15 protein-coding genes are annotated in these 13,644 nt (G+C 69.1%); 5 read left to right on the top strand and 10 right to left on the bottom strand.

Features of this window, described 5'->3' with window-relative positions:
- Nucleotides 1-26: 26 nt before the first annotated feature.
- The 5 genes from QRN19_RS17880 to QRN19_RS17860 form a co-directional block, all read right to left on the bottom strand.
- A complete protein-coding gene (locus QRN19_RS17880; RefSeq protein WP_285028573.1) occupies nucleotides 27-2,723 on the bottom strand; it encodes an FAD-dependent oxidoreductase in 2,697 nt (898 codons plus the stop codon).
- Between the two features lie 3 nt (nucleotides 2,724-2,726).
- Nucleotides 2,727-3,572, bottom strand: a complete 846-nt coding sequence (locus QRN19_RS17875; RefSeq protein WP_285028572.1) for a transporter substrate-binding domain-containing protein — start codon at nucleotides 3,570-3,572, stop codon at nucleotides 2,727-2,729.
- 102 nt (nucleotides 3,573-3,674) lie between these two features.
- Entirely contained in the window at nucleotides 3,675-4,451 is a 777-nt protein-coding gene (locus QRN19_RS17870; protein WP_285028571.1) for an amino acid ABC transporter permease, read from the bottom strand.
- Entirely contained in the window at nucleotides 4,451-5,251 is an 801-nt protein-coding gene (locus tag QRN19_RS17865; RefSeq protein ID WP_350224050.1) for an amino acid ABC transporter ATP-binding protein, read from the bottom strand. The genes QRN19_RS17870 and QRN19_RS17865 overlap by 1 nt, the downstream gene beginning before the upstream one ends.
- Entirely contained in the window at nucleotides 5,248-6,213 is a 966-nt protein-coding gene (locus QRN19_RS17860; RefSeq protein WP_285028570.1) for a VOC family protein, read from the bottom strand. Before QRN19_RS17860 ends, QRN19_RS17865 begins: the two co-directional genes overlap by 4 nt.
- 222 nt (nucleotides 6,214-6,435) lie before the next feature.
- Here QRN19_RS17860 and QRN19_RS17855 point away from each other — a divergent pair, with 222 nt between their 5' ends.
- Nucleotides 6,436-7,467 carry a 3-hydroxyacyl-CoA dehydrogenase gene (locus QRN19_RS17855; protein WP_285028569.1) on the top strand — a complete coding sequence of 344 codons (1,032 nt, stop codon included), beginning with the start codon at nucleotides 6,436-6,438 and terminating at the stop codon, nucleotides 7,465-7,467.
- Between the two features lie 45 nt (nucleotides 7,468-7,512).
- On the opposite strand, the gene QRN19_RS17850 is transcribed toward QRN19_RS17855, so the two are convergent.
- Nucleotides 7,513-8,019: a GNAT family N-acetyltransferase gene (locus QRN19_RS17850; protein WP_285028633.1), complete on the bottom strand. Its 507-nt coding sequence runs from the start codon at nucleotides 8,017-8,019 to the stop codon at nucleotides 7,513-7,515.
- A 165-nt stretch (nucleotides 8,020-8,184) separates the two neighbouring features.
- On the opposite strand from QRN19_RS17850, the gene QRN19_RS17845 reads away from it, so the two are divergent.
- A complete protein-coding gene (locus QRN19_RS17845; protein ID WP_285028568.1) occupies nucleotides 8,185-8,829 on the top strand; it encodes a flavin reductase family protein in 645 nt (214 codons plus the stop codon).
- Between the two features lie 7 nt (nucleotides 8,830-8,836).
- On the opposite strand, the gene QRN19_RS17840 is transcribed toward QRN19_RS17845, so the two are convergent.
- Entirely contained in the window at nucleotides 8,837-9,292 is a 456-nt protein-coding gene (locus QRN19_RS17840) for an Lrp/AsnC family transcriptional regulator (RefSeq protein WP_285028567.1), read from the bottom strand.
- Nucleotides 9,293-9,391: 99 nt separating this feature from the next.
- Here QRN19_RS17840 and QRN19_RS17835 point away from each other — a divergent pair, with 99 nt between their 5' ends.
- Nucleotides 9,392-9,943, top strand: a complete 552-nt coding sequence (locus QRN19_RS17835; protein WP_285028566.1) for an RBBP9/YdeN family alpha/beta hydrolase — start codon at nucleotides 9,392-9,394, stop codon at nucleotides 9,941-9,943.
- A 53-nt stretch (nucleotides 9,944-9,996) separates the two neighbouring features.
- Here QRN19_RS17835 and QRN19_RS17830 read toward each other — a convergent pair whose 3' ends face one another.
- Both QRN19_RS17830 and QRN19_RS17825 read right to left on the bottom strand, forming a co-directional pair.
- A complete protein-coding gene (locus QRN19_RS17830) occupies nucleotides 9,997-10,434 on the bottom strand; it encodes a hypothetical protein (protein WP_285028565.1) in 438 nt (145 codons plus the stop codon).
- Nucleotides 10,435-10,445: 11 nt separating this feature from the next.
- The gene (locus QRN19_RS17825) at nucleotides 10,446-10,664 is read right to left on the bottom strand and encodes a type II toxin-antitoxin system HicA family toxin (RefSeq protein ID WP_285028564.1); all 219 of its coding nucleotides are present in this window, start codon (nucleotides 10,662-10,664) and stop codon (nucleotides 10,446-10,448) included.
- A gap of 150 nt (nucleotides 10,665-10,814) precedes the next feature.
- Between QRN19_RS17825 and QRN19_RS17820 the strand changes: the two genes are divergently transcribed.
- A complete protein-coding gene (locus tag QRN19_RS17820) occupies nucleotides 10,815-11,702 on the top strand; it encodes a serine hydrolase domain-containing protein (protein WP_285028563.1) in 888 nt (295 codons plus the stop codon).
- Nucleotides 11,703-11,740: 38 nt separating this feature from the next.
- On the opposite strand, the gene QRN19_RS17815 is transcribed toward QRN19_RS17820, so the two are convergent.
- Entirely contained in the window at nucleotides 11,741-12,085 is a 345-nt protein-coding gene (locus tag QRN19_RS17815) for a hypothetical protein (RefSeq protein ID WP_285028562.1), read from the bottom strand.
- A gap of 206 nt (nucleotides 12,086-12,291) precedes the next feature.
- Here QRN19_RS17815 and QRN19_RS17810 point away from each other — a divergent pair, with 206 nt between their 5' ends.
- Nucleotides 12,292-13,536 carry an MFS transporter gene (locus QRN19_RS17810; protein WP_285028561.1) on the top strand — a complete coding sequence of 415 codons (1,245 nt, stop codon included), beginning with the start codon at nucleotides 12,292-12,294 and terminating at the stop codon, nucleotides 13,534-13,536.
- Nucleotides 13,537-13,644 lie beyond the last annotated feature (108 nt).

The raw sequence follows: 13,644 nt of genomic DNA, 5'->3' as shown, positions 1-13,644 counted from the left end.
TCCTTGTCTCTGTGGGTGGTTCGGTGTCACGCGGAGGCGGGGGCCGGCGCGCGGTCGAGCGAGTACCGCTCGGGGAAGGGCGACGAGGAGCCGCCGGTGACGATCTGCTCCGCGAGCTGCCTGGCGAAGATCGGGGTGAAGGTGAAGCCGGTGGTGGACACGCAGGCGAAGTACCCAGGGACGCGCCGTGACTCGCCGACGATCGGCGAGAGGTCGTCGGTGAAGGCGATGACGCCCGACCAGGTCCGCACGACGCGCACGTCCTCGAGGGCCGGCACGACGTCGAGGGCGACGCGGAGGTTCCCCGCGGCGCTCTGCCAGGTGGTGGGGAACCGCCGGGGATAGCCCGTCGCCGATGTCGGCCAGCCTCCACCGATGATGAACGAGCCGTGATGCGACTGCTTGAGCGTGAGTCGGCGCCCGATGTGCTGCACCATCGAGGGGAGCAGCGGGTCGCGCGCCTCGGTGACGTTGACGTGCAACCCCTCACGACGGATGGGGAACCGCAGACCCACCATGTCGGCCAACTCGCCGGCCCAACCGCCGGCGCAGTTCACGAGCCGACGGGCTCGGATCGTGCCGTGGTTGGTCCGGACGGTGAAGCGGTGCGCGGCGGGTCCGTCGGACACCTCCACGCTGAAGACCTCGGCTCGGGTCCGGATGCGCGCGCCGAGTTCCGCGGCCCGCTGCGCGTAGACCGGGGCGGCGACGAGCGGGTTGGCGTGCCCCTCGAGCCCGCAATAGGTCGCCCCGAGCACGCGGTCGGAGAAGTAGGGCGCACGGCGACGCAGCTCGTCACCGGTCACGACCTCGGTCTCGATACCGGCTGCCGCCTCGAGCTCGTGCTTCTCGAACAGCAGACGGACCTGCTCCTCGGTCTCCGCGACCATCCAACCGCCCGTCTGATGCAAGCCCAGGTCGGCGTCGAGTTCGGCGCCGAGGTCCTTCCACAGGCCGTACGCCTCCACGCTCGCGCGCGCCTCGCTCAGCAGACGGTCGCGGTCCGCGCCCGTCCCCTGTCCGGAGAGCTGATGGATCGCGAGCTGGAAGTGGAAGCTCCCCGCGTTCGTGCCGGAGGCCTCCCGGTTGAGCTCCCCGCGCTCCAGCAGTTCGACCTCGACGCCCTCCTTGGCGAGGTAGTACGCGACTGCCGCGCCGGCGATACCCCCACCGACCACCAGGACGTCGGTGTCGGTGACGGGGCCCTCGTCCAGCCACCCGTCGTTCGGCGAGGTCAGGTCGGTCCGGGCCGGCTCGACGGGGGTGCCGTCCTTGGCCTTGAAGAGTCCCGGGTCGGCGACGCGTTCGTCCGCGATCGCGCCGATCGCGGTCGGCCGGACCGGCATCCGCGGAGTGGCGACCTCGACCTGGTCCGTTGCGACACCGCGCTGGGCGGCGACCATGGCGGCGATGTGTCTGCCGCACATGCGCCCCTGGCATGGGCCCATACCGGCGCGCGTCGCCCCCTTCGCCGCACTCACGTCCGGCGCCTGTGCGACGGCCTCCGTGAGCTGCGCCGCGGTGACACCCTCACAACGGCAGACGACCGTGTCGGGTGCTGCCAGGCCGTAGATGCCGGACCCGACGCCGTACATGCGCTGCGTGGCCTTCGTGAGCGCACGACGACGACCGATGCGCCGACGCAGGGGCATGGCCCCGTCGGAGGCGGTGCGCTCGGAGATCCGTCCCGCGTCGAGCGCGGCTGCGAACGCCGCGAGTCGACCCTCGTCGACGGCGACGGCAGAGCCCTCAACCCCGGCCCCGTCCCCGACCGCGTAGACGCCGGGGGCGTCGGTGCGACCCCAGTCGTCGCGGCGCACCACGGCACCCCCGAGGTCCTCGTCGACATCGAATCCGCACCCCAGGAGTCGCAGGAGTTCGGTCGACGGTGCGAAGCCGTACCCGACGCACAGCACGTCGGCCTCGACGGTCTCCTCGGTGCCGGGAACCGGTCGCCAGTCGTCGTCGACGCGGGCGTGGACGACGCGTTCGACGCGCCCGTCGCCCTCGGCGCGGATGACCATCCGGCGATACCGCAGCGGGATCCGGTGTCGCAGTAGCGCCGCCTGGTACCGGGCCGCGTCGAGCAGGAGTCCGCTGTTGCCCGGGGCGACCGCGGCGATGCGTGCGAGGTCGCCTGGACCGGGCGCGGGGCCGGCCTCGAGCGCGGAGACGATGTTCGCACCGTAGCCCGCCAGCTGCGCGGGGAACGCGAGCGCGACGGGGCCCGAACCGGCGAAGACGATGCGCTCGCCGGGGACGTAGGACTGGGTCTTGGCGAGCGTCTGGAGACCGCCGGCGGTCATGACGCCCGGCAGGGTCCAGCCGGGGAAGACGACGGGACGGTCGTTCGCACCGGCGGCGACGACCACCCGTCGAGCCCGGACCGGGGCGACGGGTGATCGGTCGGTCTGTGCCATGGCGAGCCAGCCGTCGCCGTCCGGCTCGAGGTCGACGACGGCGGTGCGCAGCAGGACGGTCGCGCGGCTCGCCTCGACCTCGTCGATCAGGGCGCGACCGGCCCGGTACTGCTTGCCCATCTCACCGGCGTCGGTGACGGACATGCCCGGCCCGGGCTGCTTGTAGACCTGCCCACCGAGCGTGGGCCGTTCGTCGATGAGCACGACGTCCAGCCCCAGCTCAGCGGCGGACGCGGCCGCAGCCATCCCGGCGGGTCCACCGCCGACGACCAGGAGGTCGAACGCGTGCTCATCGACGGTCATCGGTCAGCAGCCCTCCGGCATCGCGGGCATACTCGGCGCCATCCACTTGGTGTACAGCTCCTCGAGTGTCCCGTCCTGCTGCGCCGAGCAGAGGAACGCGTCGATCGCCTCGGTCAGTTCGGTGTTGCCCTTCTGCACCCCGTAGGAACCGTAGTAGAGCGCGAGCGGTTCGTCGGTGTCGAGTGGCACCACCTGGTCGGGGTTGCTCCGGTCGAACTCGGCGAGGATGTAGTCCTCGACGACCGTGGCGTCGGCCCGGCCTGTGGCGACCTCGAGGAGCGCCGCGTTCTGGTCGGGGAACGTCGCGACGGTCGCGTTCGGGAAGGTGTCGCGGACGAGCTGCTCGCCGGTCGACCCCTGAAGCGCCGTGATGGTCACACCCGCCTTGTTGTACGAGTCGACCGCGGTGCCGAGGTTGGAGTCCGGCGACGCCGCGAGGACGGTCGCGTAGGGGACGTACCCCCGGCTGAAGTCGATGACCTTCTTCCGCTCGTCCGTCGCGCCGAGACCGACCGACACGACGTCGAACTGCGACGCCTGCAGCCCCGGGATGAGGCCGTTGAAGTCGAGGTTCTGGATGTCGAGCTTCACGCCGAGTTCGTCCGCCATGGCGTTGAGGAGGTCGACGTCGTACCCGGTCGGCTTCCCGGACTCGTCGAGGTACATCTCGGGCTTGTACTGCAGGTTCATACCGACGACGAGGGTGCCGGGCGTCATGAGACCGAGATCGTCACCGCCGGCGGACGCGTCTGCGCCGGAGGAGCCGGCGTCTGCGCCACTGCACGCGGACAGCGCCAGTGCTGCCACGGCGAGGGCCGCCACCAGGGGAAGTCGGAGGGAGGTGCGCATTCGGGATGTCACGGGTGTCTCCATTCGGTGTGGGGGTACGGATGGGTGGAACAGCGGGTGCCGGGCGGATGCCGGACGGGTTCGGGTCAGGACGGCGTCGGGTCAGTGCAGCGTCGGGACGGTGGACGTGGCGATGCTGCCGGCATTCACGCGCTCGACGATCGTGTCGATCCGCTTGTTCTGGCGCCGACGCAGCATGCGTCCCACGCCCCCGAGCGGAGGACGCACGTAGGTGCCCTCGATGAGCCGGAAGATCAGGTCGATCGCAAAGGCGGCGAGCACGTAGATGAGGGCAGCCGCTGTGTAGAGGACGAACGGCTGGAAGGTCGTGGCCACGAGGTTCTGCGTGACGCGCACCACCTCCAGCAGGCCGATCACGGTGAACGTCGACGTGTCCTTCACCATGCCGATGAACATGCTGCCGATGTTCGGCAACGCGATCTTGAGCGCCTGCGGCAAGGTCACCGAGAAGAAGATCTGGCTCGACTTCATCCCGAGTGCCCATCCGGCCTCGCGGTGTCCGGGCGACACGGCCTCGAGGGCCGAGCGGAAGATCTCCGCGAAGAACGCGCTGTACAGCAAGGACAGGGCGATGACACCCGCCTGGAAGACCGAGAAGCGCACCCCGAGCAACAGCGCGAGTCCGAAGTAGACCCAGATGACGCTCACGAGAGCGGGCACGCCACGGAAGATGTTGATGTACACGAGCGCGATCCAGTTGAACGGCTTCGGCGCCGAACGCAGGACGGCCAACAGCAGGCCACAGACGACGGAGATCAGGAGCGCGATCACCGCCACGGCCGCCGCCGTCCACAGGCCGCCGAGCAGGGCGTCCCGGTTGTCCCAGATCAGGCTCCAGTCGTAATCACCGATCGACATCACATCACCGCCTTGAGGAACTCACGAGCGCGGTCGCTCGTGCAGTTCTCGTAGAAACCTCGAGGTCCGGACTCCACGATCCGTCCGTCCTCCATGAACACGTTGAGATCGCCGATCTCCTTCGCGAAGCCGAGCTCGTGGGTGACGACGACCATCGTCATCCCCGTCTCAGCCACCTCGCGCATCGTCTTGAGCACCTCGCCGACCAGCTCCGGGTCGAGGGCCGAGGTGGGCTCGTCGAACAGGATCACCTCGGGGTCGAGCGCGAGGGCCCGAGCGATCGCGACCCGCTGCTGCTGTCCTCCGGACAACTCGGCCGGGTAATGCCCGGCGCGGGCGATGAGGCCGACCCGACGCAGGGCGACCGCGGCACGTTCCCGGGCGGCGTCCCTGCTGAGCCGGTGCACCTTGCGGAGCGGGAGCGCGACGTTGTCGAGCGCGCAGAGGTGGGGGAACAGGTTGAACTGTTGGAACACCATGCCGACCCGACGGCGCAAGGCGAGCCGACCGCCGCGCTTGACGCCGGTGTCACCCGGCAGCCCCGGACCGAACTCGACCCCGTCGACCTGCAGCGAGCCCGAGTCCGGGTCGGCGAGCAGGTTGATGCTCCGGAGCACCGTCGACTTCCCCGAGCCCGACGGCCCGAACAGCACGACGTGCTCGCCACGCTGCACCTCCAGGTCGATGTCGAACAGGACCTGGGTGGGCCCGAAGGACTTGTTGATCTGCCGCAGCTGGATGATCGGTGCCTTCGGCTGATCGGCCGACGCCTCCATCCGGCTCGTCGTCGTCGCCGTCACGCGCGTACCTCCGTCACACTCACGTACAGTCCATCCGGGTCCTCGATGTGTACAAACCGCCAGCTCGCACCATCCGGGAGCTGCACCTCGGCCGGTTCGTCGACCAGCGGCACGTCGATCGAGGCCAGGTAGTCGATGGCCAGGTCGAGGTTGCGGGCGCCCAGCGCGAACTCGAAGGTCCCGAGGTGCCCCCACTCGCCGCGCAGGTCGGGCCCGGCCGGAGTCTGCTGTACGGGCTCGAGCGAGCCGCCGTGCGGGCTCATGAGGAGCATCATCCGTTGCTCCGGTGGCTGCCGGCCCACGGCGTGGAACCAGGGGTCCATCGGCTCGTTCACGCCGGACATGTCGAAGAGCTTCGTGCTGAATCCGAGTCGCCGGTAGAAGGCTTCGGTCCGTTCGGAGTCCCGGACGCCGAACGCGACGTGGTTGACGCCCTGTGGGCCACTGGGGTGGGGCCAACCCGCCTCCAGGGAGCTCCATTCGATGAACTCGATCTTGGCTCCGTCCGGGTCCTCGACGTAGGAGAGGCCGCAGTGCGTGCGGTAGGGGTCGAGCACCTGCTCGTTCGGCTCCATGAGGCTCCGGTGCCCGCTGGCGACGAGCGATTCGTGGAACGGTTCGTAGTCCTTGACGTGGACGCACACCTCGCAGATGCCCGGTTCACCGTAGGCGAAGCCATCGGGTACCGGCGGCTGCTCGCGGTTCGTCAGCTGGACGAGCTTGATGCCGGACCGACCCAGGACCGTCGGGTTACCGCTGCGCAGATAGACCACGCGCGCCTCGGTCTCCGTGTGGCCGGCGACGCGGGACAGGCCCGGCAGCGGACCCTCGTAGTCGAACACGACGTCGACGAAGCCGAGCTCGGCGTAGAAGTCGAGGGAGGTGGCCATGTCCGACACCCCGACCCCGATGTGGTCGAGGCCGAGCAGGGTGCCGAAGCCCTGACGTGGTGGTGCACTCATGGTCTGGTTCCTCACGACATCGTGGTCTCCACGGGACGGATGCCCCGGGTGCGTACAGCTACGTTTGTTGCCCATGATCGTATGCATAACGAACACTTGATCGCAATACGCACGATTCGGTGCGTATTGCGATCGTGTGTTCGCAGAACGTACACTTTCGACGCAGGGTGGCATTCACGACGGATTCGCCCGACATAGAGGTCATCGACGGATCGGATGAGCATGGACCTTCTTCTCCCCCCTCCTGGAACCGGCGACGATGAGAGCGGGTCGGTGGCCGTCGTGGGCGCAGGCAGCATCGGGGCGGCGTGGATCGTCGTCTTCGCCTCCGCCGGACGGCACGTGCGGGTGTACGAGTCGAACCCCTCCACCCGCGACGCCACCCGGGCGACGGTGCACGGGAAACTCGTCGAACTCAAGACGGCCGGCCTGCTCGACGACGAACCCGAGGCCGTCCTGGCCCGAGTCCTGGTCTGCGAGACACTCGCCGAAGCATTGCACGACGTCGTCTACGTGCAGGAGAGCGTGATCGAGGATCTCGAGGTGAAGGTCGCCCTGTTCCGGGAGATGGACCGATTGACCGAACCGCACGCGGTGCTCGCCAGCTCGACGTCCACCATCGTCGCCTCCGCCTTCGCCGCCGACCTACCCGGCCGCGCACGCTGCCTCGTCGTGCACCCCGGTAATCCGCCCTACTTCCTGCGAGTCGCGGAGATCGTGCCGGCCGACTTCACCTCCGCCGAGGCCATCGCCGTCGCCCACGACCTGCTGGCGGAGGTGGACATCGCCCCCATCGTGTTGGACCACGAGGTCGAGGGCTTCGTGTTCAACCGGCTGCAGGGCGCCCTGTTGCGGGAGGCCTACTGTCTCGTGCGAGACGGCGTCATCAGCGTCGCCGACCTCGACGTCCTGGTCCGTGACGGACTCGGCCGGCGATGGTCGGTGATCGGTCCCTTCACGACGAGCGAGCTGAACACCCGTGGCGGCCTGCGCCGCCACGGCGAGGTCATCGGACCGGTCTACGCTCGACTGGGCTTGGAGCGTGGCCAGGAGAACCCGTGGACCGCCGAGACCATCGAGCGCGTCGCGACGGAGGTGCAGGCACAGCTACCCCACCCCGACTGGGAGGAGAACGTCCGGGAGCGCGACCGGGCGATGACCAACCTGGCCGTGCTCCTCAAGTCCTTCGAGAACCCGCTCGTGCGCCGGCGTGAGCCCGCGCACCCTCGTGCGTCGGTCGTCGACAAGCCCTGAGCCTCCGGGACACGATCACGCGGTCAGCCGTTGCGGTTCCGAGACTCACCCGTGCAGGATCATCTGATACAGGTTGTGGTCCTGCCAGGTCCCGGCGATCCTCAGGTACGACGGAGCCATGCCGATCTGCTCGAACCCGGCTTTCCGGAGCACCCGTTGCGAACCGTGGTTGTGCAGCAGCGTGCTCGCCTCGACCCGATGCAGGCGGAGGTCGTCGCGCGCTACCCGGACGATCGCCTGCACGGCGGCCGTCGCGAGGCCCTTACCCGCGTAGTCCGCATCCACCCAGTAGCCGAGCGCGGCGTTCTGGAACGGGCCGCGGACGATCCCCGACAGGTTGAACCGGCCGACGACCGTCGCGCCATCGAACAGGCCGAGCGAGTACGCGCTCCCGGCGGCACTCGACGCGAGCTTGCTGGTGAGGTCCGCCGATTGCGCGGCCTCGGTGAAGAACTCCTCGGATCGAGCCGGCTCCCACGGGGCCAGATGGTCGCGGTTGCGCGCGTACGCCGCAGCGAGCTCCCTCGCATCGCCGAGTTCCAAGGGCCGCATGTCGATGCCGTCGGCGAGGTTGATCACGGTGAACACCCGTCAACGCTAGTCGCCGCCGGGTGCACTCGACCACCCCGATGCGACGTCTGTTTCCCGCCAGCTCAGGGTGACGCGACTGAGGAAGCTGAGAGGTGACCGCCCCGCTTCCCTGACGTCTGGACACCCGTGCCCCACTCCCATGTCGACATCGACCCCGCCATCCTCTACTTCGGGACACCCGTGGTGCTGCTCAGCACGGCGGACGCCCACGGCCGCCCGAACCTCGCCCCGATGTCGTCGGCCTTCTGGCTCGGCCACACGGCCGTCCTGGGCATGGGGATGCGGTCGCAGACGGCGTCGAACCTGCTCGCGACCAGGGAGGTCGTGATGAATCTACCGTCGGTCGCCCAGGTCGACGCCGTCGACCGCCTCGCGCTCACGACCGGCCGGCATCCGGTGCCCGCGGCCAAGCAGCAGGTCGGCTACCGGCACGCCGCCGACAAGTTCGCCCTCGCCGGCCTCACCGCGGTGCCCTCGACGACCGTCGCTCCCCCGCGGGTCGCCGAGTGCCCGGTGTCGCTGGAAGGCCGCGTGACCGCCGTTCATCCACTCAATGTCCATGATCCCGCCGAGGCCGGTTCAGCCTCGGTCTTCGAGGTGACCGTCACGCGGGTGCACGTCCACCCCGGCATCCAGGACGCGGCCCACCCGAACCGGATCGACCCGCTTCGGTGGCGGCCCCTGATCATGAGCTTCCAGAAGTTCTTCGGTCTCACCGACCAGGTGCACCCCTCGCGCCTCGCCACGGTCGATGAAGAGTGGTATCGATGAGCGACACTCAGCGGCTGGCGATGGGGTGGGCCGGGTACTCGCGCAGTACCAGGGCCGTGCTCACCGGGCCGAACCGGCCGATGGCGTCGATGATCTGCTCGAGGCGCTCGGGCGAGGGAGCGTGCACGTCGAGGACGAAGCAGTCCTCGCCGGTCACGCGGTAGATCCGGTGGATCTCCGGCAGCTCGTCGAACTGGGTCAGTGCCGGTTGGATCTGTGCGTGGGTCGTCCGGAGCCGGACGACGGCGTGCGTCGTGAGCCCGAGCTTCTTCGGTGACACCCGAGCTCCATAGCCGGTGATGTATCCGGCGAGTTCGAGCTTGCGGACCCGCGCCGACACCGCCGGCTGGGACAGGTGCACGAGCCGGGCGAGGTCGGTCATCGTGGTTCGCCCGTCGACCTGGAGCACGTCGAGGATCGTCTGATCCGTTCGATCGAAGGAAAGCGAAGCATCGTCCGTCATCTGCTTAGTAAACAACGGATGATGACGCTCCAACTGCTGACACCGATGGTTCAGCGGGCACGCTGTGGACAGATCACCCGCCCACGACGAAGGAATCCCATGTCGATCATCACCATGCCCGGAATCGGTGGATCCGACGACGCCCACTGGCAATCCCACTGGGAGCGCGAGACGCCTGCGATCCGACGGTTCGCGCCGGCGTCCTGGGACGAGCCGGATCTCGACGACTGGTCCGCTGCGCTCGACCGGGCGGTGGCGGACCAACCGGCGATCTTGGTGGCCCACAGCCTCTCGTGCCTGCTGGCCGTCCGCTGGGCTGCGGCGAACCCCACTCGAGTCGCCGGGCTGTTCCTCGTCGCCGCCCCCGATCCCGACGGGCCGCGGTTCCCGCGGGTCGCCGCAGCGTTCACGGAGGACCTCGATGTCCGGCCATCCGTGCCCGCACTGCTCGTGACCAGTGACGACGACCCGTACTGTTCGGAGGCACGCGCGGCCGCGTTCGCCGCGACGTGGGGCGTGCCTCGAATCAGCATCGGGCGGCACGGGCACGTGAACTCCACCAGTGGACTCGGCGCCTGGCCGGAGGGCCGGCGACTGCTGACCGCGTTCAGCGCGGGCACCGCGAACGCCTCCCCGCCCCGAGGGAGCTGAGCGCCGGGATTGGCGGCAGGAGCGAGCTGCGCGGTGCCGCTAACCGTTGTCGCTTACGCGGACTTCTTCACCAAGCGAGTCGATGGACCGGCGAGCTGCTGAACGCGCTGGTAGCTCACACCGAGAATGGCCCCGGCCGCTTCCATCGGGTAGCCCTCTTCGCGGAGCTTGCGCGCTGCCTCGCGCCGCAGTGCGTCGGCGCGCTCGATCGCGGCCTTGCCGGCCGCATTGGCGTCGTTGCTCTCGGCCACGAGCCGGACGATCGCACTGGGCGCCTCGACCGTCACCGTCACCTCGAGTTCGGAGGGCTCGATATCCAGCCAAACGGACGCAAGGTCCGATGCAGCCTTCTTCACTCCTCGGAAGGTGAGTGCGGAACCGGTGGCGATGATCGTCGCTCCACTTGGCGCGGTGGACGTGAGTTCCGGGATCGTGATCGTCCACGTGCCGTCCTCATCGCGGGTGGCGTGTGCTGTGACCTGCGTCGTCATGGCGGTTCCTCTCAGTTCCAGCTGCTCGGGGTGTCGGTGAAGGCGACCTGGACCTGACGGACGATCCCTGCCTTCACCGTGTCGCCGTGGACCGGGATCGAAATCTTCATCATGCCGTCCTCGGATGACCAGATACGGTGGCTGCCCCGCGTGCGAACGTGCACCCACCCTCGCGCGCGGAGAAACCTACTCACGTCCCGGTACTTCTGCGGCTTCGTCGCACAGGGCATACTATCTACCCTTGTACTGTCGATACTAGCGACAATTGTAGTTTATCGATGCATGGTCGAACAGGATGTCACTGCCGCCTGGCGACACGGCTCGTCGGCGCCGTCCTGGGCTGCGGTGGATCCTGCCGTCCGGTCGGGCAGACTTGAGCCGTGACCCGAGCCGACACGACCCGAGCAGCCCTCCTCCGCGACCGCATCGTCCAGCAGGTCGCCGAACAGGGCTTCGGCGCGCACGGCCTCCACGTGCTCGCCGGTGACGACGAAGCCGGGCATCGCTGGACCGAGGACGTCCGTGAGGACATCCACTCCGCGGCGAAGGGCGTCTGCGTGCTCGCCGCCGGTCTCGCCATCGACGACGGCCTGATCACGGTGGACACCACGCTGGGCGGGGTCTTCCCGGATGCCGAGTTCGGCGAGGGCACCGCCGACGTCACCCTCCGATACCTCCTGAACATGACGAGCGGCGTCGACCTCCCCTGGTCGCCGACCCTGTTGTCCGACTGGCCGGACCTGGCTCTCGAGTTCCTGAGCAGGCCGTCCCGAGGCCGGGTCTTCCAGTACTCCAACGCCAGCACCTACACGGCGATGCGCGCGCTCGAGACCCGGATAGGCGATGTCGGCGACTACCTCGAGCAGCGACTCCTCGCACCACTCGGCATCCACGACGCGCCCTGGGAGCGGTGCCCCCGCGGATTCATCGCGGCCGGCGGCGGACTGGCCCTCCGCACCACGGAACTCGCGCGCATCGGACGCCTCATCCGCGACCGCGGACGGTGGGTAGGCGGACAGCTCGTGTCGCCGGACTGGATCGACGCCATGCACACCGACTGGGTGCCCTCCGGAACCGGTGCCGGGTACGAGCGGTATGCGCTCGCCGGATGGGATGGTCCGGGCGCGGCCTGGCGACTCCACGGCGCCTACGGGCAGCTCGTCATCTTCGCCGGCGACGCCGTGGTCACCATCACCGCCGTGGACCATGAGGGGGCCGACCGCATCGCGGCCTCCGTGTCCTCGCTCCTCACCGACACCACGGGCTGAGCCCGGCTGCAGGCGCTGAGCCCGGCTGCACGCGCGGATCAGCTTCCGGCGCCGAGCGCTCCCGCCGCCGCTTCGACGGTCGAGACGAAGGTGGCGCCGACGCTCCGGTGCCCCGACCGGATCTCCTGCTGCGGAGTGTCGGAGAGCACGACCACGTCGATGTCGAGGATGCGACAGACACGCGCTTTGTACGCGATGTCGACGCGGTCCCCGACTCGCGGGCACAAGACGACCGCGCTCGGTGGGAAGCGCTCGTTCGTGAGCATCTCACCCCAGGACGACGCCGCGATCGTCACCTGCAGATGAGGCGCGTGGGAGCCGAGCCACGACACGGCGGACGCGCGGGCGCGGTCGTCACTGTCCAGTACGCCGACCGTTCGCATCGATACCTCGTCACTCGTCACCGCATCCGGAGTCACACCCCGATGTGTGTCGGCGCCATCCGTAAGATACCAGTGCCGGGACACGCTTGCCTTCACCCAGTCCTGGCGGGCACGATGGACGGGTACCGCGGTGTCGTGGTGATCGTCGAAGCCCAGGCCGACTTGTCTGCCGACCGATCCCCCGCTCCGCCTCGGAGGCATCGTCCATGACGACTGCTCGCTCATTCCCGCCCTCCATCCTCGGCCCCCTCCGCGCAGCCGCCAGCCGGTATCGCGGCGTCCTCGGCCGCCCCGGGGCGCCACAGTTCTTCCTCGCTGCGGCCCTCGCCCGGCTCGGCGTCGCCATGACCGGACTCGGGCTGCTGTTCTCGATCCACCACGCGACGGGGTCGTTCGCGGCCGCGGGCGCGGCGACGGGGTCGTTCGCCCTCGCCGAGGCGGTGGTCGGTCCGCAGATCGCCCGACTCACGGACCGGTGGGGGCAGACGGCGACCGTGCCGGTGGCCGTGCTCGTGCACATCAGTGGAGTCGTCGTCGCGATCACCACCGCAGGACATGCGCCGATCGGCGTCACCCTGGCGATCGTCGTCGTCGCGGGTGCCGCGATCCCGCAGCCCGGCGCCCTGTCGGCGGCACGCTGGTCACGGCTCCTCCCGGAGCCCGAAGCGCTCCGGACCGCCTTCTCCCTCGAGGCGAACGTGAACGACGTCGTGTTCCTGTCGGGACCGATCCTGGTCACGCTCATGAGCTCCTTGCTCGCGCCCTGGGCGGGATCCACAACTGCGGGGATCCTCGTGGTCGCCGGATGCATCGCACTCTCCTTGCAACACGCCACCACACCGATACCGCGACGTCGACCGGAGCGCGGGACGGACACCCACCGCTCCACCCTCCTCGCCCCACCGTTCCTCGCGGCGCTCGGCGTGAACCTCGGGCTGGGGTGCTTCTTCGGGGCGGTTCCACTCCTCGTCACGGCAGCGGCGACGACGGAGGGACGGCAACCGCTCATCGGACTCGTCCTCGCGCTCTCCAGTGCTGCGAGCATCGTCGCCGGCGCGCTGTACGGGGCGATGCGATCGACCCCGCAGCCTCAGATCGTGCAGCTGATCGCGTCCGTCGTCCTCACGCTCGCCGTCCTGGTCGGCGCCGTCTGGCCGACCCTGCTCGGACTGGCGATCATGCTCCTCGTCGGCGGGACCGCGATCGCACCGCTGCTCGCCTCGTCGTCGCAGATCGTGCAGGCGACGGTCGTCCCACAGGAACTGACACAGGGGTTCACCTGGATCAACTCCGCTTCTGCCGCGGGTATCGCGGCGAGCGCCGCGCTCACCGGTTGGCTCGTCGCACAGGGAGGCGTCGAGGACGCGATACCGACGCTCATGGCCCTCGTCCTGATCGCGGTGGTGTCGGCAGCGCTGCCGTTCCGGAGACGCGCGGCGACGACCGTTTGACCGGAACTCCGAGCGGGCTCCGATGTGACAGCGACACCCTCGGAGCACTATGGTATTGATAACCATTATCAATACACAGGTGCTCATGAAGGTCGGGAATCCAGTGAA

It is taken from the genome of Plantibacter sp. ME-Dv--P-122b (genome assembly GCF_030209375.1).
Lineage (GTDB): Bacteria > Actinomycetota > Actinomycetes > Actinomycetales > Microbacteriaceae > Plantibacter.
This window is presented reverse-complemented; position numbering and strand designations above follow the sequence as displayed.

What these genes read in the sequence shown, in the direction of transcription:
- QRN19_RS17830 (WP_285028565.1), bottom strand. Translation starts at nt 10,434, where the DNA reads ATGACGACGCAGGTCACAGCACACGCCACCCGCGATGAGGACGGCACG.
- QRN19_RS17825 (WP_285028564.1), bottom strand. Translation starts at nt 10,664, where the DNA reads ATGCCCTGTGCGACGAAGCCGCAGAAGTACCGGGACGTGAGTAGGTTT.
- QRN19_RS17810 (WP_285028561.1), top strand. Translation starts at nt 12,292, where the DNA reads ATGACGACTGCTCGCTCATTCCCGCCCTCCATCCTCGGCCCCCTCCGC.
- QRN19_RS17850 (WP_285028633.1), bottom strand. Translation starts at nt 8,019, where the DNA reads ATGCGGCCCTTGGAACTCGGCGATGCGAGGGAGCTCGCTGCGGCGTAC.
- QRN19_RS17860 (WP_285028570.1), bottom strand. Translation starts at nt 6,213, where the DNA reads ATGAGTGCACCACCACGTCAGGGCTTCGGCACCCTGCTCGGCCTCGAC.
- QRN19_RS17875 (WP_285028572.1), bottom strand. Translation starts at nt 3,572, where the DNA reads ATGCGCACCTCCCTCCGACTTCCCCTGGTGGCGGCCCTCGCCGTGGCA.
- QRN19_RS17870 (WP_285028571.1), bottom strand. Translation starts at nt 4,451, where the DNA reads ATGTCGATCGGTGATTACGACTGGAGCCTGATCTGGGACAACCGGGAC.
- QRN19_RS17815 (WP_285028562.1), bottom strand. Translation starts at nt 12,085, where the DNA reads ATGCGAACGGTCGGCGTACTGGACAGTGACGACCGCGCCCGCGCGTCC.
- QRN19_RS17840 (WP_285028567.1), bottom strand. Translation starts at nt 9,292, where the DNA reads ATGACGGACGATGCTTCGCTTTCCTTCGATCGAACGGATCAGACGATC.
- QRN19_RS17880 (WP_285028573.1), bottom strand. Translation starts at nt 2,723, where the DNA reads ATGACCGTCGATGAGCACGCGTTCGACCTCCTGGTCGTCGGCGGTGGA.
- QRN19_RS17835 (WP_285028566.1), top strand. Translation starts at nt 9,392, where the DNA reads ATGTCGATCATCACCATGCCCGGAATCGGTGGATCCGACGACGCCCAC.
- QRN19_RS17855 (WP_285028569.1), top strand. Translation starts at nt 6,436, where the DNA reads ATGGACCTTCTTCTCCCCCCTCCTGGAACCGGCGACGATGAGAGCGGG.